Raw genomic sequence first — 25,935 nt, 5'->3', positions numbered from 1 at the left:
CATCAGTAAAAACTATTCCCATTACCAGCCTCTGATCAGAGCTAACACCAATACCATCACCTCATATTGATACCAAGATATCAGTACATCAATAAAACTAACCAATAAAACCAGTATCTCAAAAGCCGTATGAAACACACGTAAAACTATCACTGACAACTTGATACCTGCTTAAAATCAATGCAGGGTTCACAAACCAATTCACATGAAAAAGACGATCTCAATAATCGCTATGGCCGCGCTTTGGCTAAAATTCAGGAATCCTTACCAGATCAGAACCTTTCTTTTGCTGGTAATAACCTTGCTCAGCTTACCCCAATACTACCTGTTCGCACAGACAAGCGGACAGCTCATTACTGGAACAGTAACCGACAGCTACGGTAAACCATTACCCGGAGCAACTGTAAGAATACCCAATACGAATACCTCGACCTTAACAGACAAGGAAGGGCATTTTACCATTAAAACTGCCAACCAATCCGGCACTTTAACAATAACTTTTATCTCTTTCAAAACTCTCGAAATCCCGTTTAATCCTTCCATCAAATACCCCTTAAAAATCGTCCTGGAAACCAATGAATCTACCTTAAACGAAGTCCAGGTAATAGGTTACGGGCAAACCACTAAAAAGCTCAATACAGGAAGCATATCTGCCATTACTGCTGTACAAATTGAAAAACAGCCTATAGCAAATATCCTGTCTGCTTTATCTGGTAGAATGCCAGGGGTATTTGTGCAAACTACAAATGGCCTGCCGGGTGGTAATATCAATGTCCAGATTAGGGGTAAAGGATCTATTGCTGCGGGCACAAATCCTTTATACATTATTGATGGCGTGCCTATGGATGCAAACGCTGCCGGATTAAGTGCTGCTATAGGCGCTTCAAATATTGCTGGTGCCACTAGTCCTTTAAACAGTTTAAACCCTGCTGATATTGAAAGTATCACGGTTTTAAAGGATGCAGATGCAACCGCAATATATGGGAGCAGGGCAACAAATGGTGTCGTTTTGATTGCCACTAAAAAAGGAAAATCTGGTAAAACCCAAATTGAACTCAATGTTTCGCAGGGGATTAATCAGGTTGCCAATTATCCGCGGCTGCTTAATCTGGATCAATATTTACAAATTAGAAGAGAGGCCTTTGCTAACGATGGCAAGATTCCTTCCAGTGACCCGAATTCTGCAAACTATGCGCCCGATTTAACGGTATGGAGCCAAACGGAATCGACGGATTGGGCTAAGCACTTTTTAGGAAATACGGGCCAGATGAGTAATATGCAGTTAAGCATATCGGGAGGTGATGAAAGTACTAATTTCAACTTTGGGGGTAATTATCGGAACGAGGGCACTATTTTGCCGGGGAACAGCAATTATAAACGTGGTGGTTTACGTGCAACATTCCAGCATACTTCAAAGAATAAAAAGTTCTATCTCCAGTTTGCCAATTCTTTAAATCTGGATGGTAATAGTTTGTATAACCCGAGCCTGAGTTTTTCTGCGGGTTTATTATTGCCTCCTAATTATCCTGTTTATGAATCTCCGGGTGTATTTAACTGGTATGCGGGTACAAATCCGATCGCTGAGATTAATGCGCGTTCAAAGACAAGGACGGATAATACAATTAGCAATGTATTGATGAGGTATACGGTTTTACCTGATTTAGCATTCAGGGTAAGTGCGGGTTATAATAAGAATAACCTGAACCAGGTGCAGCTTTATCCAACTAGATCTCTGTATCCGGGAACTGATAGCTACTCGATTTTTGGGATGAATAGTAATCGTTCTGTGATTTTTGAACCTCAGGTTGATTATGTAAGGTCTTTTAAGGATGGCAAGGTTTCGCTGTTGCTTGGTGGAACGTATCAAAATAAGGTTACTGAGGGACAGCTGATTAGAGGAACTGGGTTTAGCAATGAGGGGTTGATGGAAAATATGGCTTCTGCGGGGACGATTACTGCACGTACAAATTCTTATACGCAGTACAAGTATGTTTCTGTTTTTGGCCGGATTAATTATGTGTGGAAGGACAGATATATCGTGAATGCGACGATGAGAAGGGACGGTTCATCGAGGTTTGCGGATGGAAACCAGTTTGGCAATTTCGGTTCTGTAGGTGCTGCTTGGTTATTTGCGGATGAGCCCTGGGTTAAAAACAAGCTGAGTTTTTTAAGTTACGGGAAGTTAAGGAGCAGTTATGGGTTGACGGGGAATGATCAGATTACGGATTATCAGTATTTGTCTACTTATGGGAATGGGGGAAGTCCGTATCAGGGGGTGATTGGTTTAGTGCCTTCACGGATTTCGAATGCGAATTTTCATTGGGAAACGACAAGGAAGCTGGAATTTGCTATTGAGCTGGGGTTCCTGAAGAACAGGATTTTGCTGAATGTGAATCATTATAGGAATAGTAGTGATGACCAGCTGGTGAATTATGCGATTCCGCGGATGACTGGTTTTGCAAGCTATCAGGCTAATTTACCTGCTGTGATTAGGAACACGGGCTGGGAGTTTGAGTTGAATACAAGGAATGTGGAGGGGAAACTTTTCAACTGGACGAGTTCTTTTAATATCACGTTGCCAAAGACGTTGTTGAAGAGTTTTGAGGGGTTTGAGAGTTCTAGTTATGCGCAGACTTTGCAGTTGGGTTATGATATTTCAAGGGTTTATGGGACGCAGTTGACGGTTGATCCGGCTACGGGGAAAGCTGTGTATGATACTGCTCCGGGGTCTGCTAGTGTTTATGAGTATTTCAAGATAGGAAAGCAGACGCCGGATTTTTATGGAGGGTTAGGGAATACTTTCCAGTATGGGAATTGGAGCATGGATGTTTTCTTCCAGTTTGCAAAGCAGATGGGGAGGGGTGGGTTGGAAAGTTCACCTGGTCAGCCAACTAATTATTACGTTGGTATTTTAGACCGTTGGAGAAATTCCGGACAGGTCACCGATATTCCCAAAGCATCAATAGTCAATGATTCCAAATTCCAGTATAGTCAGGTTAATTATTTTGACACTTCTTATTTGAGGCTTAAAAATGTAGGACTTTCTTACAGTTTTCCTAAAAGGCTTTTAGACCGTATCAATATGCAACAGTTAAAAGTATATGTTCAAGGACAAAACTTGTTGACTTATTGGGATAAGAACGCAGCTGTCCTTGATCCTGAATCTGGTGCTGCTAATAGTGCCCAGAGTAATGTTCCACCTGTAAAATCCTTTGTAATTGGTTTACAATTAACATTTTAATTTATTTATTATGAGAAATATAAATATGACTATTCTGCTGTTTTTACCTGTAATGTTGGTTTACGGCTGCAAGAAAATGATCATGGTCGAATCACCAAAAAATCAATTAACAACTGATAAAGTATTTGCGGATTCTGTTTCGGCATCTGCTGTATTGTTAAATACCTATGCAAGCTTTGAAAATAAGTTTGAGCCTAATTATAGTACTTATATAGGTCTGTATACTGACGATATTAGTTATACTGGAAGTGAGATAAATAATTCGGAGTATTATAACAGCAGGTTGACATCTGCTAATCCAACAAATCAAAATACCTGGTCTTTTCTTTATAGTGCAATTTATCAGTGCAATGATGTTTTATCGCAGTTGCAGGCCAATAGCTCTTTATCAAAATCATTAGTTAGGCAGTTGACTGGTGAAGCCCGGTTTTTAAGAGCATTTGCTTATTTCTATCTGGTGAATTTGTATGGTGATGTTCCCTTGTTGGTGCAGACTGATATTTTAGTCACAGCGAAGGCTAAAAGAGAGGCTGAAGCTATTGTTTATGACGCGATGATCAAAGATCTGAATGAAGCTAAAGTTGAGCTCTCCTCGTCTTATATAAGCATCGGTAAGGTTCGTGCCAATAAATTGACTGCATCTGCTTTGCTTGCCCGGATATATCTTTATCAAAAGAATTGGATATTGGCTGAAAAAGAAGCTGATGAAGTAATTGATTCTAAGCTTTACACGCCATTAGAAGCACCAGAATCTGTGTTTAAAGCTGGTAGTAAGGAGACTATTTTACAGCTTTGGAATCAAAATGGGTACATAACGAATAGCGGTAGTATTGTTGCACCCTCTTCAACTTCGATACCTCAATACACCATATCTCAAAATTTGTATAACATTTTTGAGTTGGGTGATTTACGCAAAAGCAGTTGGATAGGTATAAAAAGTATAGTTACAGGCGGGGTAGGTAAGAATTATTATTATAACCTTAAATATAAGAATAAGACAGCTAGTATAAGTAATCCTGAATACCTGGTGGTTATGCGGGTTGCTGAGCAGTTTTTAATCAGGGCTGAAGCACGTGCTATGCTTGGAAATACGAAAGGTGCTGTTGATGATCTCAATGTGATCAGACAACGATCAGGACTAAGCTTACTACCTACCTCTTTAAGTATTCAGGAGTGTTTAGAGGCCGTTGTTAAAGAAAGAAGGGTGGAGTTGTTTACTGAAAATGGTCATCGCTTTTTTGATTTGAAACGAAGTGGTCAGTTGAATGCGGTAATGGGTAGCTATAAGTCTACGTGGCAGAGCGGAACAAGTTCTTTGTTACCTATTCCTAAAAATGAAATTACTTACAATCACAACTTAATCCAGAATGCTGGGTATTAAAATTTAATCTTTTAAAAACGCGTATAATGAACAATCATTGGTTTAAAATAATAGCTGTTAGTTTTTTTCTGTTTACTATTTCTGGAACAAGTTTGGTTCCTTCTGCATTTGGGCAAGCGATTGGAAGCAAGGTTCCGGATTTGCAAATTGGTGGAGCATTTATAAGTGGTACTCAAAAATCTGCTTTATCAGATTTATACAAAAAAGGTGGGTTAATAATTAATTTTTGGGCAACCTGGTGTGCTCCATGCTTAAAGGAACAAAAAAGACTTGATTCTTTAATGCAAATTTACCCTGAATTATCAGTTTTATCTACTACTTATGAGGATTCAATAGTAGTTAGGAAACACTTTGAGAAGAATGGAATGCCTAAATCCAGATCGATGATTATTACGAGTAATGATAAGGTATTTCATGACTTTTTTAAACATAGGGTAATTCCTCATAATATATGGATAGATAAAAATGGTATTATTAAAGCTTCAACAGGGGGAGACGAAATCAATGAAAAAAATGTAAAAGAATTTTTAGAGGGCAATACAAGTAAACTTGATATTAAAAACGACGATATAACTTTTAGTGCGCTAAAAACTTATCATGTTCCTGATAGTATGATCCGGTTTCGCAGTTGTATTTCTGGTTTTAATAATGGGATAACTAGCGGTTTATTGTATGGTGATAGTAATGAAGATAAAGAGTTCAATCGTATGTTTGCCTGGAATAGGCCGATTACTCAGTTTTTTTGGCTTGGCTATACCAATCAGCAAAATTACAGAATGAATTGGAATTTAATTGAACTGGATTCTTCTGATTCTACCAGATTTATTCAGCCAACATTGGATAGGGCGTTATTTGAGAGATCAAGATATAATAATGGGGATGATTTTTTAACAAGAAAAAAGAGATGGGAAAAAGATAATCTCTACTGTTACGAATTTATGATGTCCAAAAGTATTAAGCTAAGACAGTCTTCTGAGTATATGTTTCCTGATCTTGAAAGATTCTTTAATGTAAAGGCTTCGACAAGAAAGAAGCGAATGATCTGTAACGTTGTGAAATTAGACCAGGCGAAATTTCAAAGGTCAGTTTTTTTGAATAAAAAAGAGTTATCACTGGCCAAAAATTCAGATAGTTTAATAGTGGATAGCCTATCTATCAATAATATTTTAAATCTTTTATTAGAGAAATTTACTGACAATGTCCCGTATATAAATGAAACTGGGTATGGTGGTTTACTAAGTTTCAAAATTATCAGCAAAAATGGGAAACTAACTTCACAAGAGATCTGGGCTAGACTAAATGAATTTGGTTTATATAAGGAGGAAAAGAAACGATCTTATGAGATTTTAGTACTTAAGGATTTAAGCCATCCTGGAAAAAGATAGTCTTAATTTTATAACTCAATGCAGCCATCGCTGCATTGAGTTATAGGGATTTTCTATGACGAACAATTAGTTATCCATAAAGATCCTCTGTGTTATTGGGCCAGCACCTGATGAAAGTTTGCCCAGTGCGCATTGTATTGCGCCACCGTTACAGCCGTACATGTCTTTAGCTTCCAAGACAGTTTTATCACTCAAGGTACCTGAGTAATTTGGCCCTGAACCATTCCAATCATACTTTGGCTCATCAACTCTTGGATTGTTCGCAATTTTTGTAGCGAATGCTCCGCTTATGCCGGCCACTAGTGCAATGGCCAGCATGGTGTTTTTTAATACTAACATGATTTTAATATTTAAGGTTAGAAATTCTGTTAATTGTATTCTATTCGTGGGACCCTGAGAATATTCGGTATTTTGGTTTATAAATGTTTGGCAGTATGGAGATAATCATAAATACTGCGTTAAAAACAAGATGTGTTTTCCAGCTCATATGTGAGATAATTCCTCCGCAGGTACATGGAAGATTTTTTCCGGATAATAGCATTATTGTGATGTAGATTTCAAATACCAGCAGCAACAGGAATGAAGCGTAAAGCCCTCTCATCCTTAAGTTATCTTTACATAGCATCCAGACAATAATCATTTCTACGGTAGGTACTAAAACACCTATTAATGGAGCTAACAATGCAACGATTGGCATTTGAACCAACCTTAGCTGAAATATAAATTTATCATACGCCAGAATCTTAGAAACGGCTGTGTATCCGAATAACACTATCAAGATTACAGCTGCGGTTAATTGCAGGCTATTTGCGTTAAGAGTTTTCATGTCCGTTTGTATTTGGTTATACCAAGTTCGGGTGATTTTTAAACATAAAAGGGAAGAAATCTTACCATCGGAGGTAAGATTTCTTCCCTTTTTATCAAATAATTATATACTTTGATTTTCTAATACATTTGCTAGCTATGGACAATACATTACTCCTCGCGCATATCAAACAGTTTGTCGAGCTAAAGGAAGAGGAAATAACCTTTTTGGAGTCGTTACTCATTCCCAGATCATTTAAACAAGGGGAAATTCTTACAAAAAGTGGCGATGCTGCCCGGTACCTTGCGTATGTAAATTCTGGTTACGTGGTCACTTATTATACGGATGATCAGGGAGCTGATCATGTAATTCGCTTTGCAGCTTCAGGCTGGTGGTCGGGTGATATATACAGTTTGAGTAAAGAGCCAAATACCCCGCTAACAACAAAGGCATTAACGGATGGGGAGCTTTTGATGTTACCCAGGTTTGCTCAGAACCTGCTTTTGGAAAAGTACATGAAGTTTGAGTGTTATTTCCGTAATTTATTTCAAACGGCATTGATGAGACAGCAGATGCGCTTTGTAGAAAGCCATTCTGTGAGTGCGGAGCTGAGATATATAAAGTTTCAACAGACTTTTCCAGGTATAGAACAGTACCTTCCTCAAAAATATGTTGCTTCTTATCTGGGAATAACACCAGAGTTCCTGAGTAAAGTTCGAAAAAAGCTGTCTGCAAACAGGACTTAATCTAGGTTAAGTTTTTAAAAGTATTTCTTAATCTGTCTTAAAGATCTGCTGTCTGCTACGAGGTAATTTTGTGTTCAATCTTAAATAAAGAGCATAAGAACATGAAAGACGAAACAGCAACATGGAATGTAGATTTAGGACATTCATCAGTAAATTTTAGAGTAAGACATCTGGCTATAGGTCAGGTAACTGGTGTTTTCAGCACATTTAAAGGTCAAATAAAAAGTGATAATGATGGGTTTGAAGGTGCAAAGATCAATTTCGAAATCTCGGCAGATAGCATCAATACAAATAATGCGCAGCGGGATGAGCATCTCAAATCGGATATCTTTTTCGACACTAAGCAGTTTCCTGAAATTGCCTTTATAGGTAACCTTGAAAAGCAAGATGAAAAATACCTGCTTAATGGGCAGCTTTCTATTCATGGGGTTACAAAAGATATTCTTATGGATGCTGAGTTTTTAGGAACAGATAAAGGCAGATTTGGAGAAAAAAGGGCAGCTTTTGAAGTGAAGGGTAATATTAACCGTAAAGATTTCGGACTGACATGGAATATGTTAAGCGAAGCTGGGGGAATCTTGATTGGAGAAGAAATAAAACTCCATATTTATATTCAGGCTATAGCACACAACCCTTTGTAGATAGGCTGCAATTGCGTTAGTTTCTTTTCTTAATCTCCGAAAGATGTTTAGGATGTATATTCAAAAATGAAGCAATAATTTTATTACTAACGCTATTTATCAAATGCTTGTGGTTTTTAAGGAAATAGATATATCTGTCATTTGCATTTTTTATTTTGGTAAGTTTTTCGCGTTCATAACTGGCATTTAGGTTCTCTTCATAAATTTCAAGAAGGATTAAAGCAAATTGCGGATCATGGATAGGGGCTTGGGCTAAATTTATAGCCCAGCCCTCTGTATCAGTTAAAAACCTGATATACTCAATAGGAGATACCTTTCTGGAGAAAAGAAAGCTAGGGGTGACAAAACCATCAGTTGTAAGATAGGCTGTCATTTCTTCGAGTTTATTAATGAAGATTCCCTGAACAATTCCCGTCTCTATGTAATAGAATTTATCGTTGTGATGGGAGAATGTGTTTATGATTTCATTTTTTTTGAAGAAAAATGGATGACATAGTTCTTCGAATAACCGAATGGATATAGGCGTTGAATTTTTAAAGTCAATTAGCTTTTGGTTTAGCGTTTTCATATCAGGTTACATTAATAATAACCCAGATGCAATTGGCTTTGGTAATTAAAGAGCTTTCGGTCATAACCTTGGTTATAATTAATTTGCAATATACTTTATTTTAATTTAATATTTTATCTTTAAATTATTGTTAAAATTTTGTCTGTACAGAATTATAACTGAAAAAGAATAAAATCTTATTCTGTAAAACAATCCAAAACTATTTCCAATTTTCTGGGTTCTTACAGGGAAAAAATCTAGAACATATGGAAAGCAATAAAGAAATCATTAGTGACCTTAAAGGATTGGTTAACATTGTTAACGATGGAAAAGAAGGATATGAGTCTGCGAGTGAAACGACTGACAGTATTGAGCTGAAAGGATTATTCTTAAAATACGCTGCGCAGCGTGCAGGTTATGCGATGGAACTTAAAGAGCATATAGCCCAGCATGGTGGGGATTCTGAAAATGAAGATGGTGGTATTTTAGGAAGTTTACACCGCACCTGGATTGATATCAAACAAGCTTTAAGCAGTAAAGAAGATGCCGCTATTCTGGGCGCAATTGAAACTGGTGAAAAGGCTGCGATAGAGAAATTTGATAAATGCCTGGAGGACTACGCATCTCATGCTGATCATATCGGATTATTACAGAAACAAAGAACTGGTATCCTGGAAGCGCTTAGAGAAATTGAGACTTACCACCAACGTCTGGAAAGATAAGCTAATACATCAATCAAAAAATGTTATGCCCGAAGGCCCGTCAATAGTCATATTAAGAGAACTTGTAGAAGAACTTCATTTGGAAAGTGCTTTCATTACCAATGTAGTAGGTGATACGACTATTGATAAGGCCCGAATGCTGGATCAGGAAGTTGTTTCTTTTAAAAGCTGGGGCAAACATTTTTTGATTTGTTTTAAGGGTTTTAGTTTACGTATTCATTTCCTCATGTTCGGAAGTTATAGGATTAATGAAAGGAAAGACAGACCTGCCAGATTGGGTTTGATTTTTGAAAACGATGAGCTCAATTTTTATACTTGTGCTTTGAAATTCATTGAAGGAGATATCAATCAGACTTATGACTGGTCTGGTGATGTAATGTCTGATGAATGGGATCCAAAACTAGCCATAAAAAAGCTTAAGGAAAATGGGGAAAGCTTGGTTTGTGATGTACTATTAGATCAAAATATATTTTCTGGTGTTGGAAATATCATTAAAAATGAAGTTTTGTACAGAATAGGGGTACACCCTTTAAGTACGGTGGCTGGTCTGCCTCCTGGTAAATTGAAAGAATTGGTCAAAGAGGCTCGTTTATATAGTTTTGATTTCCTCGAGTGGAAAAGGGCTTTTGTCCTTAAAAAGAAATGGTTAGTGTATTCACGTAAGGTTTGCCCTATGGGTCATCCTGTGGAAAAAGAATCTCTTGGTAAAACCAAAAGAAACACCTTTTTCTGTGAACGTTGTCAGAAATTATTTTCTTAACACGTGTTCAAAAGACTGCTCAAACAAAAATTGATAGGGAGTTGTTTCTTAAATGACTGATTTTCAGTGAGAATAAGATGAGGATTTTTGAGTGTAGTTTCTTATGTAACTATCTTATCAGAATAACAGTCTGTCTGTTGTTGTTCAGTTCTTGTGGGGTTAGACGTAATACGGTTAATACATCAAAAGCTGCTTTAGATTATCCTACCCAAAGTTCTATACATGCATGGCCTGATACTAAGCAGGCTTCCTTTGGAAAATCCTCCTGAATTAACTAGAAAAGAGAAAGCGCTTCGTGCAGCGTTTATTGATGTTCTGGAAGCACAATCCACCGATTTACCTTTTCCCAATCTGATCAATAGTATTTATGGAAAAAAAGGATATCAGCCGATGCTGGTTCAAAAGTTCTTTTCCGATCAGCAGTTGCAAATGCTATCTGATTATTTGGATAAAGCTGTTGCGCATGGATTAGATCCTGAACAGTTCTATGTTACTGGTTTGAAATATCAGCTGGATGAAGTGATTCACCAAAAATCATCGGATACTGTAAGAATCCAGCGCGGTTTGGCTAAACTGGAATTAGCTGTTGTTAATTCCTTAATCCGGTATAGTATGGCAATGCAGTATGGGGTGACAAATCCGGCTAAGATTTACAGTCATTATGCGACTCCGACTTTAATCCCTGATAGCAATTCGGTGATCAGGATTTTTGAAATAGTGAACCTCAAAATTTATCTGGATAGTATACAACCAAAAGGAAAAACTTACCTGGCCTTACAAAAAGTATTGAAGCGGCTGGATGCGGATACGACGGAAAATAAAGATAGTGTTAAAATTATCATGCGACAGAAAGTGGTAGTGAATATGGAGCGGTTGAGATGGAAGAACAAACCTGCTGAACAGAAATTTGTATCGGTAAATATTGCTGATTTTAGTTTGGATGTAATGGATAAGGAGAAATCTGTATTACACATGAAAGTTTGCGTAGGGGAACCGGGAGATAAACAAACGCCTCAGCTTGGCAGTATAATTCACAGTGTCCAGATCAATCCTGTCTGGAATATCCCACAAAGCATTGCACGGAATGAGATTTCCAGGTATGCCTCAGATGATAGGTATTACCTTTCCAATAATAATATCAAAGTTTTTAAAAAAGGTAAACCGGTTAGAGATCCGGAAGCTATTGACTGGTCAGCGATTGATGTACGTGAATATTCTTTTCAACAACAACCTGGAGTAAAAAATTCTTTGGGTAAAATCAAGTTTCTTTTTAAAAATGGAAGCAGTATTTATCTGCATGATACCCCGGTAAGAAGTGTGTTTAAGCGGGGAATGCGAGCAATCAGTCATGGCTGTGTTCGGGTAGAAAAACCTCTTGACCTGGCTTTTGCCTTATTCGGGAAAGGAGAAAGGTATGATCAGCTCAAAAGAGGAATGGAGAGTAGTTACCCGCGTGCAAAGTTTATGGGTTTACCGCGGCCGGTTCCAGTAAGGTTGTTTTATTATACAGCTTGGCTCAATGATAGAGGGGGAGTAAGGTTTGGTCAAGATATTTATGGCCTTGATCAATTGGTGTACGACGAAATGCAGAAGAAACAGTTTTGAAAAGAATGATGAATTATAGCTCCTTCTTGTATTCTTTCCTGATTTTATCTTTATGCGTAGTACCCCATTTAATCATTTCGTTCAGCAAAGTTTCAAGTGTATCGCTATAAGGGGTAATTTCATAGATAACTACAACCGGAGTGTCAGTATATACTTTTCGTTTTACAAAACCATTTAATTCTAATTCCTTAAGCTCTTTTGATAAGATTCTTGCTGAAATTCCAGTTACGGTTTGCTGTAATTGATTAAAACGGCTGCTTCCTCCCGTACGTAAGGCATTTATAATCTTCAATTTCCATTTTCCACCAATCACATAAAGCGTATCCTCTAATGCCATTATACCTCTGTTACATTCATCAGGAGTATGCTTTGCATTACAGCTTATAGTTTCTTCTTTTTTTAGTTCAGTCATGTGTTTGTGTTTGATAATCAGTGAACTATCCTAAAGGTTACCGCTAACCTTTAGGATAGTACTAACAAATAGTAAGCAAATGTAGATACTTTTGACTTATTAATCAATTTAAAAAAGATAGAAATGAAAAGTCAGGAAATATTACATCAGCCTTATACCTTAGGATCTTTAGTGCTGAAAAACAGATTTGTAATGGCGCCGATGACCAGAAGCCGTGCGCTGAATTACATGCCAAATGATTTAATGCTTGAATATTATAAACAGCGTTCCACCGCGGGTTTAATTATTACTGAAGGAGTTGCGCCTTCAGCTAATGGAACTGGATATGTCAGGATTCCAGGGATTTATACTGAAGCCCAAATTGAGGGCTGGAAAAAGATAACAGCTGCTGTTCATGAGAACGACGCGAAGATATTTGCGCAGGTTATACATACGGGCAGGTCGTCACACGTAGATAATTTACCTGAGGGAGGAGAAATATTAGCTCCTTCTGGAATTTCTACAGATTCAGATGTTTGGACGGATACCCAGGGAATGCAAAAAGCGTCTTTGCCAAGAGAAATGACTATTGCTGACATAGAAGCAACAAAGAATGAATTTGTGCAGGCTGCATTGAATGCTATTGGGGCTGGTTTTGATGGGATAGAATTACATGGGGCAAATGGTTATTTGTTAGATCAGTTTTTAAACCCGGCTTCTAATCAGAGAAGTGATGAATATGGTGGAAGTATAGAAAACAGGGCACGTTTTTATATTGAAGTTACGGCTGCGGTAGTTAATGCTATTGGTAAAGATAAAGTAGGGGCCCGTATATCTCCATATGGACTATTTAATGGAATGATTATTTATCCTGAAATGGAAGATACGTTCTTTTACCTGGCGGCAGAATTAAGCAAAATTGGTATTGTATATCTTCATCTGGTTGATCATAGTAGTATGGGGGCACCAGCTTTAACTGATTCAGTGGTAAAGGGAATGAGAGCTAATTTTAAAGGTACTATTGTGGGGGTGAAAAATTATACGGCAGAAACTGCTGTAGCAGATATTGAAAATGGAACAATTGATTTACCTGCTTTTGGTAGAGCTTTTATCGCTAATCCTGATTTGCCTTATAAGTTTTTGAATAACCTGGAGTTAGCACAACCTGATATGGCAACTTTATATGTTGCCAGTGCTACTGGTGAAGTAGGGTATACTGATTATCCTTTTGCAGAGGTAGTATCATCATAGTTTCGTTCTTGAAACACATTGGCCATCCTGGTAGTGCTTAACAGGATAGCCGATGTGTTTTATACTTATTTATCAAGCATAAATTGCCATTTATATAGAAATTCTAATTCGTCTATTTTGACGAAATTATTCTTTTGCAGTAGTATAAAGGATGCCTGGTTAATTTTCGTTGTGTGTGCAACTATTGATTTTACGCGGTTCTGTTTTAATGCCCATTGGATCATCCCTTTTATGGCCTCTTTCATATATCCTTTATTTCTGAAGGCTTCATAAATACCATATCCGATTTCAATTTCTCCTTCTTCGTTCGGTTCTCCGATAAAACAAAGATCACCGATCAGATAATTTGAATCTGCTGCAATGATTACCCATAGTGTGGAATAGAGATAATCGCTTTTATTCTCATTTATTTTAGGAATGATAGTTTGTTCCAGTGCTTCCTGAAGTTCAAATGTGATGGTTCTTGTCGTATAATTCGTTTTAAGCTCTTCTTCTAAAGATCCGTCAGTTAAGATGTATTGCTGAAGTTGTTGAAGGTTTAAAGGCTTTATAATTAATCTTTCTGTAGTGACCATTTTCTGGTTGGCTAATTTTGGCACAACCCTGTATCTGGGGCTATGCGGGATTTTTGTGTACTGTTTCTTATTTGTTTTTTATTAAATAATGTAGCCTCATTATTGTAAACATATCGTTTAGCTATGCTGCGGGTATGGTTTTGATGATTTCAGGAAAGCTTCAGCTAATTTTTAGTTTATATGATCCCGCTATATAATTAACAGGCGATAAAATTTGTTTTTTTTAAGCTATACAAGAAATCATCCCCAGTTGTAGGGATAGATATATTTGCCGTCAGATAGAGGCTAAGCGATGTAGTGGTTACAAAATCATTAGCTCAAATATATAAAAACAAAATTAATTTCATAAAAGATTTTGGATTTGATTTTTTATATCAGATAATTTATATTGTTGACTGTCTCCAATGATAGTTTTAATTCTTATTATTGTTAAACTAAAAGTAGAATATAATTCATGCGTATGATCAAAGGGTTATGGATTTTTTATAAAAAACTTATTATTCCTTCATTGGCATTATCAATTCTGCTGGCATTATTTGGAGCTTCTATAGTCCGGATTTCTATTGGAATAGGAATTTCCTATATTATTTTTACGCCGGTTGTTCATTACTTCACTTATGAGGTAAACAATATTAATGAATACTATTTTTATCATAACCTTGGGCTCAGCAAACTGTTTCTGTGGGTGAATACTGTGATTACAAGTTTGATTATTGGGGTTGCATTTTTATGTTTATGAGTTTGCATGTGGATAGTATCAGAAAGCATTTTAAATTCAGACAGGTCCTGAATGATATTTTTATTTCTTGCAAGCAAGGTGAGGTTATTGGACTGTTGGGAAGAAATGGATCTGGTAAATCTACTTTATTAAAGATTATCTTTGGATCATTAGCTGCTGAGAACAGGTTTGTAGCTATTGATGATATCCGGACAAATGGGTTGTTCCAAAATAAAGGCTTAATAGGTTATTTGCCGCAGGAGAGCTTTTTGCCGGGACATATTAAGATAAAAAGTATAGTAAACTTATATTGTGGCCCGCATCAGGCAGCTATATTATTTGAACATGACATGGTCAAACCGTTTCTTGCAAAAAAAAGTCGTGAATTGTCTGGTGGTGAAAGAAGAATGATAGAAGTCTTAATTATGATTTATTCAACTGCAAGATATTTGTTATTTGATGAACCTTTTAACGGGATTTCTCCAATGCATATAGAGAAAATTAAGACCTTGATTCAGCAAAATACTGTAAAAAAAGGCTTTATTATAACTGATCATGATTATACAAATGTTATAGCCATTTCATCGCGTGTTATATTGTTACACGAGGGTGCCATTAAAAAGATCGGAGGGCTAAATGATTTAGTCGATTTAGGTTATTTACCTGATAAGTATGCTATTGAACTCGAAAAAAATACATTTACATAAGCTATATTAATATCCTTATTTATTATTAATTTCATTATATGAAAAGACGTTCGTTCGTAAAAGCCTCTGTGATGGCTGGTACTGCTACAATTATTTCTCCTATGATCAGTAAAGCTGTAATTAAAGACAATCAGCAGGAAGCTGCTGAATTTTATGAACTCAGAGTTTATACTTTGAAAAATGATATTCAACAGAAATTGGTGGAAGATTTCTATAGTCAGGCAGCTATACCAGCGTTTAATAGGCTAGGGGTTAAAAACGTTGGTGTTTTCACTGAGTTAATACCAGCAGGCCAGACCAGGTTATTTGTGTTAATTCCTTATCATAGCCTTGTGCATTTCAATGATGTTATTATAAAATTGGAACAGGATAAAGTATTTCAGCAAAAGGGTATTCCATATTTTACTGCTCCGGCAATAAAACCTGCTTATGAGCGTATTGAAAGTTCAATAATGAAGGCTTTTGCACATGCTCCTAAAATGGTGGTTCCTCCAAATAAGTCTCGTATTTTTGAAATGCGTCAATATCAAAGTGCAAGTGAAGCAGCAGGGAAGAAGAAGATCGAAATGTTTAATGATCAGGGCGAGATTGATATTTTTAAGCGTTTAGATTTTAAGCCTGTGTTCTGGGGCGAAACGATAATCGGACCGTCAAGACCGAATCTGACCTATATGGTGACCTTTGATGATCAGGAAGCTAAAGCCGCGCATTGGAAATCTTTTATAGATGACCCGGAGTGGAAAAAGATAAGTACAGTTGATGGCTATTCGGATGCTTTGCTGGTGAGTAAAATTACTTCTACTTTGTTATTGCCTGTGGCTTATTCACAGATATAATTAAATATTATTTCTTTTTGCCCACTGTCAAAGTCCTGGTTTTTACAAAAGAGATGAATTTTTCACCATAAGATTCTCCTATTTTGATAAATAGATCGCCTTCCATCTTTAAATTGGGGCCATTAATTGTTTTAATGTGCCGCATTGAAATGATGAAGCTGCGGTGTACCTGGATGAAATTATTATTATCTTCTAATAAAGTTTTCATATCACTCAGTTTGAGGTATGCTACAATTTCAGCTTTTTCGGTATAAATTTTAATGTAGTTATGAAGGCTTTCAATAGCGATAACTTCATTAAAGTTTATTTTTGTTGTATTCAGATCTTCACTTTTATTTTTTACAAAGAAAAAATCGTGGTCATCTTTTGATTTTTCCTCATTGACAGGTTCTTCGTCAGGAAAAAGTTTCTTAATTAATGAAGTGAATTTTAGTATCGTAAAAGGTTTTAACAAAAAGCCATCAGCATGTACTTGAAAAGCTTCATATGCATATTGCATGTGTCCGGTAATGAAAATCAGCTTTTTAGTTTTACCAATTAATTCTTTTGATAATTCCAATCCAGAAATAACGGGCATTTCGATATCCATAATAATCAAATCAATAGGAACCTTTGTCGTAATGTTATTTAAAGCAACTACGGGGTTGGAATAAGACTCAACGAGATTTAAATTAGGAATAGAATCAATATATGTTTTTAATAATTCAATGGTATGAATTTCATCCTCAATTATTATACAATTATACATGGTAGTTGATCTTTTGGGTGGTAGTTACTTACGAAAGTAACATTTTATTGAAGAATAAAATCGGGTTAAGCAGTAAAAAGTATAGTTTGAGCAAGCTTAATTAGGGTTACAGATAATATGCTTCGGGTTAATATCACTTAATATTATTTTTGGTGTAATTAATATGTTTGAAGGTTAAGTCAACGGGCTTAAAATTCATTTTATTGATTATGAGTTAAAGTATAATAGAAAAGCAATTTGTTAATCAATGTTAACTTCATTAGATTTTAGCGACATTTGCCTTAAAATATGCTCTCTTTATTTATACTCAGAGGTGTGTTTAATTCTTTGGAGAGTATGTTTTAAGGTTAATGTAATTTATTTAGGAGGTCATTAGAATTGATAGACATAACAAAGACACATACTTTTGATCAGCGCTTAGTTCTTCGGACCCCAATATATTCTTTAGCTGACTTTGACAAAAGTTTCGTGGTAGAAAAATTAATCTGCGACCCAGTCTTTTTAGAGGCCATCTATATCGCTTCTCCGAGTTTATATAATGCTTGTCTGAAGTACAGAAGTGGATTGATTTTAGTGGAGAAAGAAATTTTAAAATTTAGGCATTCACTTTACAAGTACTACTCCCGAATGCACAATCGATGTACTCCATTCGGTTTATTTTCTTCTTGCAGACTTACAAAGTGGAGGGAGGGGGAATCTGAAGTTATCATTGATAACAATAATTTAAGACGCCATACCCGCCTGGACATGCATTATCTTTGTGCATTAGCGGCTTATTTGTCGGCACTCGCTGGTGTTAGAGATCAATTACTTTATTTTCCAAACAGTAGCTGGTATGTAATGGGTGAGGATATCCGTTATGTAGAATATAAATATGTAGATGGCAAAAGACAGCATCAGATTAGTGCTGTAAAGAGTTCAATTTATTTAATGGAGCTTATTGAAGCAGCGAGAGACGGCTTGACCAGGATTAATCTTATAGCTGTTTTAGAAAAAGCTGGCATTCAAACTGATAGTGCGGTTAAATTTATTGATAACTGTTTGGATTCCCAGCTTCTGATTCCTGAACTTGATCCTGCAGTTACGGGTGATGGGCTACTGACACAGCTACTTAGGACTCTTGAGAAATATAATATAAAGGATTTGCAAATTAATAGTATCGTTCTAAAACTTAAACAAATAGAACAACTGTTAAATAAATTAGACCTGCAGTTAGTTAGTAATATAACTGATTATCAGGAAATACTAAATATAATTGATACACTGGACGTTCCATATGAGGCAGGAAAAATATTTCAAACTGATGTAACAGGTATAGTCAACTTAGAAAGCGGTTTGTCAACTGATTTACAAACGGAAATTTTAACAGCCCTCGGAATCCTCCATAAAATGAGGAGTAATAAACAGACACATTTGGTTTCCTTCACTAAACGATTTTATGAGCGTTATGGTGATCGGGTAATGCCTCTTTTGGAAGTTCTGGATACTGAAACTGGGATTGGCTATGTGCCTGATAAGCACTTGGTCCCTTCACCTATTTTAGAAGGCTTGTATTTGTCTGAAACCGATGAAATACAATTGCATGCCTGGGGTAAGTGGGAGCAAACATTGCAGAAAAAATGGTTAAAGGCTTATAAATTTGATCAGCGTCATATTGAGATCTCTGAGGAGGATATGGAGGATATTATTCCTGCAAATCCAGTATTCCCTTTTTCCGTTCAACTGATGTTTGAAGTCACATCTTCCGGACAAATCTATGTAAAACATGCTGGTGGAACAAGCCCTGTCAATATGATTGCCCGTTTTGCACAGTCTGATCCTGAACTTACTAAATTAGCCTCTGAGCTAACTATAGCCGAGCAAAATAACGCACCAGGAGTGCTTTTTGCAGAAATTGTGCATCTTCCTGAAGGAAGGGTCGGAAATGTTCTCCAGCGTCCTGCTTTCAGAAATTACGAAATACCTTATCTGGCAAAATCTTTATTACCAGAAAATCAACAAATACGTGTTCAGGACCTGTTTATATCTTATAAGAAAGGAAAAATTGTCTTGTACTCGAAAAATCTGAATAAGATAATTATACCACGGTTAAGTAATGCTCATAATTTTGGTATAAACGGGTTGCCAGTATATCATTTTCTTTGTGATCTTCAGGATCAGGATCAGATTACTGATTTAAAATTTAATTGGGGAAGCCTGCGGCAACAATATCGCTTTTTACCACAGGTTGTCTTTAAGAACGTCATATTACAGCGTGCAAGCTGGGTATTTCTGGAGCAGGACATTCAAAAGCTGCTTCAAAAAAGCATAACTCTCTTCCGGGAATTGCTTCTTAATTTTATACAAGAATATAATTTACCTCAAAAAGTTTTTCTTGCAGATGGTGATAATGAATTGCTTATCAATTTTGAAGCCTATGAAGAAACTCATCATATTTTTGAGCTGCATTTAAAAGGCAGAAGTCAATTCGTTTTCAAAGAACTTCTGGAACCGGCCCGCTTAGTGAAAAATTTAAATGAGGAACATTACATGCATGAGTTTCAAGCTTTTATTACAATGAAACCTGAACTTAATATGAAATTAGCGGCACAAAAAGATGATTTATCTATGCAGGAAGAAATGACTGCAACTTCCTGTACTGATACTGAGTGGTTATATTATAAGCTTTATTGCGGTGTGCGTAATGCTGATGTATTGCTCGCAAATCCTATAAAAGCATTGGTTGAGCACTGTGAAAAAAAGGGTTGGATCAAAGAGTGGTTTTTTATTCGTTATACGGATAGTGATTTTCATATCAGGCTTCGTTTAAAACTGAATGACATCAAATGGCTGCCATATATCACCAGGGTATTTCATAACACATTTAAACCCTATAGGAAAACTGGTTTTCTCTGGAAAATAATGACTGATGATTATCAACCGGAACAGGGCCGTTATGGTTTCAACACATTAGCGCTGGCTGAAAAGTTCTTTTATTATGACAGTATTTCCTTCCTGGGTTTTCTTGATCAAAGTTCGGGTGATGAAAGGGAAAATCTTCGCTGGCAATATGCAATTCTTTCTATTGATACTTTGCTTGAAGCTTTTGAGTTTACAATAGAACATAAACTTGAATTTATCAGGAACCTCAAAGAGGCATTTGCTTCGGAATTTAAGTTTGGAGCAGAACAAAGGAAGCAACTTGCCAAATCTTTCAGAGAAAAGAAAAGTGAAATTTACGCTTCGTTAAGTGTACAGCAGCCAGATGATCAATTTTATGAGTTTTACCTTATTTTGAGAAGACGAACTGAACAGATTGATCCAATCATCTTGCAGCTCAGGGAAATGGAGATGAACGGAACGCTAAAGGTTTCAATTGTGGATTTGTTGATTAGTTATGTACATATGCTGGTTAACCGTATTATTCCCGAATTTTCAAGACTGCATGAAGCTGTTATCTATGATTTTCTATATCAATATTATAAGAGTGTACAGGGAATGAAAAACAGAGCTCAGGCATGATTTAGCAAGAGAAAAATAATTGTGTAGTTCTGTATTGTAATTATTGCATATTAAAAAAAGTAAATTATATATTTAGAAATCTAATACTGTTATGAAGAAAAAAGGAAAAAATACCGACAAGTCGTTATCATTTGAAAAAACTGTTATCGTATCACTTGGCAAAAAGGAAATGATGAAAATAAGAGGGGGCGGGAAAGGTGCAAACCGCATTATTAATACCAACGATGGTGACTCAGGACGTACTACTTGTGACACTGTTCAAACTACTGGTTAAGCAAATATATTGCTGATAAACCGATTACAAAATATCAACCACACTAAAGTGAAGAGAATACTTATACTGATTTTATTTTTATTGCCCTTTTTTTCTAATGCTCAAAGCTGTAATTGTAGTGATAATTTCAAATCTCTGATAGCTAAAATAAAGAACAATTACGTTGGTTATAAGGATAAAGTAAATGCTTCAAATCAACAACGGTTTGATGTTTTTACGGATAGTTTACAAGAAATCGCTAAATCATCCGAAAAAATGAAGTGTTTTGATATTTGTGCGGAGTGGTTGTCTTTTTTTAAGGATCAGCATATTGGTCTCTCTTTTACGCCTGGAAAAGCTACAAAAGAAGAGGTTAATGATTTTTTTTCTACAGCAGAAAAGACAGCATGGAATGAGAAAACCTTAGATGCCTATTTGCTTCGGAACAAGGGCCGTCTTGATGGTATAGAGGGGTATTGGAATTATGCTCCTGATACTTATAAGATCGGTATAGTAAAAGATAGTACTCCTGATAGTGATGAATTTGTTGGCTTTATTGTTGGAACAAATGTTCCTGCCTGGAAGAATCAGCAAGTAAAGCTCAGGATAAAAAAGATAAAAGGTAATTATCAGCTCATTTATTTCAGAGGAATTGACCATGGGAAAAAATTCCCATGGTTAATTGTAGCTAAAGATAGCCTGGAGCTTGGTTATTTCGGTGTATGGTATAAAAGTAAATTTTTTACAAATAAATACGAACCCAGGACCTTAGTCAAAAAGTCTTTATCACCATCGTTTAAAGTACTTGATAAAGAAACTGATTTATTGGTCATACCGAGTTTTGCTTTTAAATACAAAAAAGAAGTAGACAGTATTCTGAAGAAAAATAAAGGATTGCTGCAAACAAGCAAGCATCTTATTATTGACATCCGTAATAATTCTGGAGGACTGACAAGTACCTTCGAGCAGTTATTGCCCTATATTTATACCAATCCAATTTATACCGATGGTGGAGTGGTATGGGCAACTCCAGATAATATTAAAAATGGATATGATACCGATATTTCTGGTTTTCCTGAACAGACTCAAAAGAAGTTTAGGGAAGAGACCGAAAAATTAAAGGCACATGTTGGTGAATTGTATCCTCTTTATGGTGCAGATACTATTGAATTTTCTCATGTTTTAAAGAATCCACAGCGTGTCTCTGTACTGATGAACAGAGGAAGTGCGAGTGCTGCTGAACATTTTATTTTAAGAGCTGAGCAAAGTAAAAAAGTGACACTCTTTGGCCAGAATAGTGCTGGGGCTATTGATTATACTGAGGTTGTGAGTGGGAAAATTTCATGTAGTTATTTTACTGTTCAATATCCCGCGTTCAGGTCAGACAGGATCGAAAAGCGCCCATTAAACAATATTGGGATAACTCCTGGTATTGTAATTCCAGACCAAACTTCAGATTGGATAGATTTTGTACGGACTTATAAAACTGCCAATTGAAACATTCAATAGATTATAAGCTAATATCTTATCATATAATATTCTGGATACTCCACATTATTTTCAATAGGTATGATTCCATTTTTCATCCTGGTAATAATTATTGGATGGTGTGGCTTGATGTACTGTATGCGCAGGGAATAAATATCTTATTGGTTTATCTCATCATATTTTTGTGTTCAAGGTATACTGTCCCTTTAAAGATTGTACCGTTGACTATCGGGGTTATCTTACTTTATTGGTGGTATTTCCTGATGTGGTATGAGATAAGTTTTGTGCTCAGACCATTCCTGAAAAATTCGCCGGTACCTCAATTTAATTTTCTGTATGAAATTGTTATTGTTCTTTGGGCATTTGTTAAGTTTGCTTTTTTCGGCTTTGGGTACGCAATTTGCATGAAAGTTATCAAACGTGAAAAGAATATGGCAATGATAGAAAAGGGGAAAATTGAAGCTGAATATGCATTTCTCCGGGCGCAGATCAATCCACATTTTTTGTTTAATACACTGAGTTTGTTTTACGCAAGATCATTGCCCTTATCTGATGAATTATCGGATGGAATTGTGACTTTATCTCAAATTATGCGCTATTCTCTGGAAAAGAATGAGGATAGCAAAATGGTCTTGCTTTCTGATGAACTGGAGCATGTAAACAATGTGATTAAAATTAATCAGATGAGGTTTAGTAACCAGTTACAAATTGACCTTAAAATTGAAGATACTTTTCCTTCAATTCAGATTGTTCCATTGATCATGATAACTATTGTAGAAAATGTATTAAAACATGGTGATTGTACGCTGGCTAAAGATCCTGCTGTCATTCACCTGTTCAATTCTGAAGATGGGTATTTTCTTCATCTATATACTTATAACAGAAAGAAAAAAACTTTGATAAAAAATGTGAGTGGAATAGGAATGGAAAACATTAAAAAGCGTCTGGATTATCATTATGGTAATAATTATGAATTGGTCGTGGATAATAATGATGACTTTTACATGCTGAAATTAAAGTTGCCAGTTTTTCATCAAGTTGATTTTTACTCTTAATTTCAGACGGATTATGCAAGTATCTATAAGACAGCGTTTAATATTTTATCATTTCATTTTTTGGTTGATTTATTTTTCTCTGTATTCAGTTAATGAATTTGTAAATATTCCTGAAACGTATTTCTTCAGTTTACCAGATGTGTTAGTCACACAAATCCCTAACTTAATTATTGTTTATCTAAGTATTTATCTGTTTTTAAAATATACTATTCCAAATAAACCTATAGCATTAATTATAGGTATTTTATTAATTCATATCGTGAACTGTATTGATTGGTACATAGTTGAAAACCACATCACGCCATTCATTAATGTCAATCCTGGACCTGTAGCTCCGCCACAGGGGTTTTATGCTATTCAGTCGGCAGTAGCATATCTTACAATGAAGTACATGATTTTTGGTTTTGCCTATGCTTTTGCTGTTAAGATGATCAGACATGAAAGAAAACGCAACCGTTTGGAAAAAGAAAGACTTGAGGCCGAATATGCATTTCTCCGCGCACAAATTAATCCGCATTTTTTAAACAATACGCTGAACTTCTTTTACGCAAAAGCTTTGCCTTTATCAGATGGACTATCCGATGCTATCATGACTTTATCCCAAATTATGCGGTATTCGCTGGATAGGAATGACGGTAATCGTATGGTCATGCTTTCTGATGAACTCGGACATGTACGAAACGTGATTAAGCTGAATCAAATGAGGTTTAGCAATCGTTTACAAATCGATATTGATTTTGGGATTACTTCTTCATCAATTCAAATTGTCCCTTTGATAATTATTACTATTGTAGAAAATATCCTAAAACATGGTAATTGTACATTGCCGGATGATCCAGCAAAAATCCGGTTATCAATTTCTGAAGATGGATGTTTTATTCTGCTGAATACTTACAATAAAAGGAGTGAATGGGCAGCTGAGCACTCCAGCGGAATAGGTGTTGAAAATATCAGAAAACGTATTGCTCATCATTACAGGAATGATTATGAGTTAATTATTGATAATAATGATATTTTTTATTCCTTGTCACTTAAGTTACCTGTTTTTCATAAAGTTGAGTTTTATACCTCAAAAGATGACCAGCTCAATAATGAAAAGGTTGAATGGGCCAGGTTATTTGCAAAAAAGAAACTTAATCTTTCTTAATCAGTAGGTGTACTCTGCGAATAGTGGGCTGTTTTCTTATTTCCAGTGTGCAGGTACTCCACCAATCACATAACAGTCTTTTGGGCTGATTATAGACCGAATATATCAAATAATAAGTTTAAGAATAGACCTGCAGTTCATATTCACCAGCTTTCTTTTAATCCTCTGAAGACAATTGCCAGGCAATTGAAAAAAAGAATAAATATTTTTTTTTGTGGTGTAAGCGTATCAGTATTGCCAGGCTAAAGCAAACAAAGCGGTTACAGCTTTGATAAAGGCAATAATTATATTAAAAAATCTATGATTTATAGCGTATCAATTATTTTTTAATTATTTGATATACAGATTATTGTAAAATTATTTTCTTGCTTATGTCAATAAAACTCCTTTAAATTTATAGCAACCAATTTATAAACCAAATATTTATCTAATGAAAAAACAGACTAACAAAAGACAGTTAATGGCTAGTATAGTTTTACTGGCAGTTTTATTCGGGGCGGCCTGTAAAAAAGACGTCAATACAAACGAATCGGGAAACAAGGATCAGGAAACTCCAGCAACGGCGGTGAATGCTGTAAATAGTGATATTAATCTGAACTGGGAGAACAGGACCAATGGTTCAACTTATACCAATTCACAAGCAGCTGCAGACTTTGGAAATATTTCGGGATGGCAAGAATCAAGAGCTTTTGTGACTAATGGAAAAGATGGTTCTAATGGCTTAAGGGTTACTTTATTGCCCAATGCCCTATCAGGAGCAGGAGGCTTGATTGGAAATGTGAATTTAAGTCAGGGAACAACTTACGAAGTAGATTACGATGTGAAATTTCACAGTAATTTCAATTTTAGCAGAGGTGGAAAGATTGGTTTTGGCTTTGCTATTGGTGAAGGAAATACTGGTGGAGATCCAGGATGGGATGGAAATGGTGGAACACTTCGGTTAATGTGGTATTCACCAAGTGCAGACAGGGTATTTTTTCAGCCTTATGTTTATCATAAAGATCAGCCTACTAAGTTTGGAGATACTTATACTCAACGTTTCCCTGCAAGCGGATCGCTTCAAAAAGGGGTTTGGTACCACGTCCATATGTATGTGAAAAGCAATACAGGTTCAAGCACAAACGGACATGCACAAATTATTATCAATGGACAAACTATTCTGGATAATGATATCCGCTGGACTACAAATGATAGTCAAAGATTAATCAATAAGCTTACATTCCATACTTTCAGAGGTGGAAGCCAGGAAGAATGGAAAGCTAATACTACAGATTATATCTATTACGATAATTTAGTTGTGAATAAAATCAATTAATGTACTCAACTGGCCTGGCTTTCATTTACCGGGCCAGTTATTTGATTGTTAAATTGTTCATTGCAATTGATTATATTTAATAATCCGGTGATTAACATCTTTACAATTTTTAATGAC

The 25,935-nt window shown here is 35.9% G+C and carries 23 protein-coding genes; 17 read left to right on the top strand and 6 right to left on the bottom strand.

Translation table 11 applies throughout. From position 1 onward, the window contains the following. Positions 1–205: 205 nt before the first annotated feature. The 3 genes from AY601_RS09825 to AY601_RS09815 are packed head-to-tail and all read left to right on the top strand — an operon-like array spanning position 206 to position 6,007. Positions 206–3,241, top strand: a complete 3,036-nt coding sequence (locus AY601_RS09825) for a SusC/RagA family TonB-linked outer membrane protein (RefSeq protein WP_068399948.1) — start codon at positions 206–208, stop codon at positions 3,239–3,241. A 10-nt stretch (positions 3,242–3,251) separates the two neighbouring features. Continuing rightward, positions 3,252–4,622: a RagB/SusD family nutrient uptake outer membrane protein gene (locus tag AY601_RS09820; RefSeq protein WP_068399946.1), complete on the top strand. Its 1,371-nt coding sequence runs from the start codon at positions 3,252–3,254 to the stop codon at positions 4,620–4,622. Between the two features lie 26 nt (positions 4,623–4,648). Then, positions 4,649–6,007 carry a TlpA family protein disulfide reductase gene (locus AY601_RS09815; RefSeq protein ID WP_068399943.1) on the top strand — a complete coding sequence of 453 codons (1,359 nt, stop codon included), beginning with the start codon at positions 4,649–4,651 and terminating at the stop codon, positions 6,005–6,007. Between the two features lie 66 nt (positions 6,008–6,073). Here AY601_RS09815 and AY601_RS09810 read toward each other — a convergent pair whose 3' ends face one another. Both AY601_RS09810 and AY601_RS09805 read right to left on the bottom strand, forming a co-directional pair. Then, entirely contained in the window at positions 6,074–6,346 is a 273-nt protein-coding gene (locus AY601_RS09810) for a hypothetical protein (RefSeq protein WP_068399940.1), read from the bottom strand. A gap of 40 nt (positions 6,347–6,386) precedes the next feature. After that, positions 6,387–6,833, bottom strand: a complete 447-nt coding sequence (locus AY601_RS09805) for a MauE/DoxX family redox-associated membrane protein (protein ID WP_068399937.1) — start codon at positions 6,831–6,833, stop codon at positions 6,387–6,389. A gap of 137 nt (positions 6,834–6,970) precedes the next feature. Between AY601_RS09805 and AY601_RS09800 the strand changes: the two genes are divergently transcribed. Further along, complete coding sequence (locus tag AY601_RS09800; protein ID WP_068399934.1) at positions 6,971–7,558, top strand: Crp/Fnr family transcriptional regulator; 588 nt, start codon at positions 6,971–6,973, stop codon at positions 7,556–7,558. A gap of 101 nt (positions 7,559–7,659) precedes the next feature. After that, positions 7,660–8,199 carry a YceI family protein gene (locus tag AY601_RS09795; protein WP_068399931.1) on the top strand — a complete coding sequence of 180 codons (540 nt, stop codon included), beginning with the start codon at positions 7,660–7,662 and terminating at the stop codon, positions 8,197–8,199. A 16-nt stretch (positions 8,200–8,215) separates the two neighbouring features. Here AY601_RS09795 and AY601_RS09790 read toward each other — a convergent pair whose 3' ends face one another. Continuing rightward, the gene (locus AY601_RS09790) at positions 8,216–8,767 is read right to left on the bottom strand and encodes a Crp/Fnr family transcriptional regulator (protein WP_068399928.1); all 552 of its coding nucleotides are present in this window, start codon (positions 8,765–8,767) and stop codon (positions 8,216–8,218) included. A 245-nt stretch (positions 8,768–9,012) separates the two neighbouring features. Between AY601_RS09790 and AY601_RS09785 the strand changes: the two genes are divergently transcribed. From AY601_RS09785 to AY601_RS09775, 3 genes are all read left to right on the top strand, one after another. Next, the gene (locus tag AY601_RS09785) at positions 9,013–9,468 is read left to right on the top strand and encodes a ferritin-like domain-containing protein (RefSeq protein WP_068399925.1); all 456 of its coding nucleotides are present in this window, start codon (positions 9,013–9,015) and stop codon (positions 9,466–9,468) included. Positions 9,469–9,493: 25 nt separating this feature from the next. Beyond that, positions 9,494–10,228 (top strand): DNA-formamidopyrimidine glycosylase family protein, encoded by a 735-nt coding sequence (locus AY601_RS09780; protein WP_068399922.1) that lies wholly within the window; start codon positions 9,494–9,496, stop codon positions 10,226–10,228. A 222-nt stretch (positions 10,229–10,450) separates the two neighbouring features. Further along, positions 10,451–11,833, top strand: coding sequence for a L,D-transpeptidase family protein (locus AY601_RS09775; RefSeq protein WP_068399919.1), 1,383 nt, complete (start codon positions 10,451–10,453; stop codon positions 11,831–11,833). Positions 11,834–11,846: 13 nt separating this feature from the next. Here AY601_RS09775 and AY601_RS09770 read toward each other — a convergent pair whose 3' ends face one another. After that, positions 11,847–12,245 (bottom strand): winged helix-turn-helix transcriptional regulator, encoded by a 399-nt coding sequence (locus tag AY601_RS09770; RefSeq protein WP_068399916.1) that lies wholly within the window; start codon positions 12,243–12,245, stop codon positions 11,847–11,849. A gap of 123 nt (positions 12,246–12,368) precedes the next feature. On the opposite strand from AY601_RS09770, the gene AY601_RS09765 reads away from it, so the two are divergent. Further along, positions 12,369–13,475: an alkene reductase gene (locus AY601_RS09765; RefSeq protein ID WP_068399913.1), complete on the top strand. Its 1,107-nt coding sequence runs from the start codon at positions 12,369–12,371 to the stop codon at positions 13,473–13,475. A gap of 65 nt (positions 13,476–13,540) precedes the next feature. Here the strand turns inward: AY601_RS09765 and AY601_RS09760 are convergent, their stop codons facing one another. Further along, positions 13,541–14,050: a GNAT family N-acetyltransferase gene (locus AY601_RS09760; RefSeq protein ID WP_068399911.1), complete on the bottom strand. Its 510-nt coding sequence runs from the start codon at positions 14,048–14,050 to the stop codon at positions 13,541–13,543. Between the two features lie 735 nt (positions 14,051–14,785). Here AY601_RS09760 and AY601_RS09750 point away from each other — a divergent pair. Next, complete coding sequence (locus AY601_RS09750; protein WP_068407383.1) at positions 14,786–15,475, top strand: ATP-binding cassette domain-containing protein; 690 nt, start codon at positions 14,786–14,788, stop codon at positions 15,473–15,475. Between the two features lie 38 nt (positions 15,476–15,513). Next, positions 15,514–16,311: an NIPSNAP family protein gene (locus AY601_RS09745; protein ID WP_068399906.1), complete on the top strand. Its 798-nt coding sequence runs from the start codon at positions 15,514–15,516 to the stop codon at positions 16,309–16,311. Between the two features lie 7 nt (positions 16,312–16,318). Here the strand turns inward: AY601_RS09745 and AY601_RS09740 are convergent, their stop codons facing one another. After that, on the bottom strand, positions 16,319–17,059 hold the full coding sequence (locus AY601_RS09740; RefSeq protein WP_068399904.1) for a LytR/AlgR family response regulator transcription factor: 741 nt from the start codon (positions 17,057–17,059) through the stop codon (positions 16,319–16,321). A 378-nt stretch (positions 17,060–17,437) separates the two neighbouring features. Here AY601_RS09740 and AY601_RS09735 point away from each other — a divergent pair, with 378 nt between their 5' ends. The 6 genes from AY601_RS09735 (at position 17,438) to AY601_RS09710 (ending at position 25,818) form a co-directional block, all read left to right on the top strand. Next, the gene (locus AY601_RS09735; RefSeq protein WP_084359189.1) at positions 17,438–20,560 is read left to right on the top strand and encodes a lantibiotic dehydratase; all 3,123 of its coding nucleotides are present in this window, start codon (positions 17,438–17,440) and stop codon (positions 20,558–20,560) included. 91 nt (positions 20,561–20,651) lie between these two features. Further along, positions 20,652–20,834: a class I lanthipeptide gene (locus tag AY601_RS09730; protein ID WP_068399898.1), complete on the top strand. Its 183-nt coding sequence runs from the start codon at positions 20,652–20,654 to the stop codon at positions 20,832–20,834. Positions 20,835–20,882: 48 nt separating this feature from the next. Beyond that, positions 20,883–22,310: a S41 family peptidase gene (locus tag AY601_RS09725; RefSeq protein WP_068399895.1), complete on the top strand. Its 1,428-nt coding sequence runs from the start codon at positions 20,883–20,885 to the stop codon at positions 22,308–22,310. Next, positions 22,307–23,356 (top strand): sensor histidine kinase, encoded by a 1,050-nt coding sequence (locus tag AY601_RS09720; protein ID WP_157287816.1) that lies wholly within the window; start codon positions 22,307–22,309, stop codon positions 23,354–23,356. Before AY601_RS09725 ends, AY601_RS09720 begins: the two co-directional genes overlap by 4 nt. Positions 23,357–23,369: 13 nt before the next feature. Next, positions 23,370–24,503 (top strand): sensor histidine kinase, encoded by a 1,134-nt coding sequence (locus AY601_RS09715; RefSeq protein WP_068399890.1) that lies wholly within the window; start codon positions 23,370–23,372, stop codon positions 24,501–24,503. 430 nt (positions 24,504–24,933) lie between these two features. Next, entirely contained in the window at positions 24,934–25,818 is an 885-nt protein-coding gene (locus AY601_RS09710) for a polysaccharide lyase (RefSeq protein ID WP_068399888.1), read from the top strand. Positions 25,819–25,935: the final 117 nt, after the last annotated feature.

The sequence above is a fragment of the Pedobacter cryoconitis genome (assembly GCF_001590605.1).
GTDB lineage: Bacteria > Bacteroidota > Bacteroidia > Sphingobacteriales > Sphingobacteriaceae > Pedobacter > Pedobacter cryoconitis_A.
Note: the sequence above shows the minus strand (reverse complement) of the source record. Positions and strands in the feature narration are given on the sequence as shown.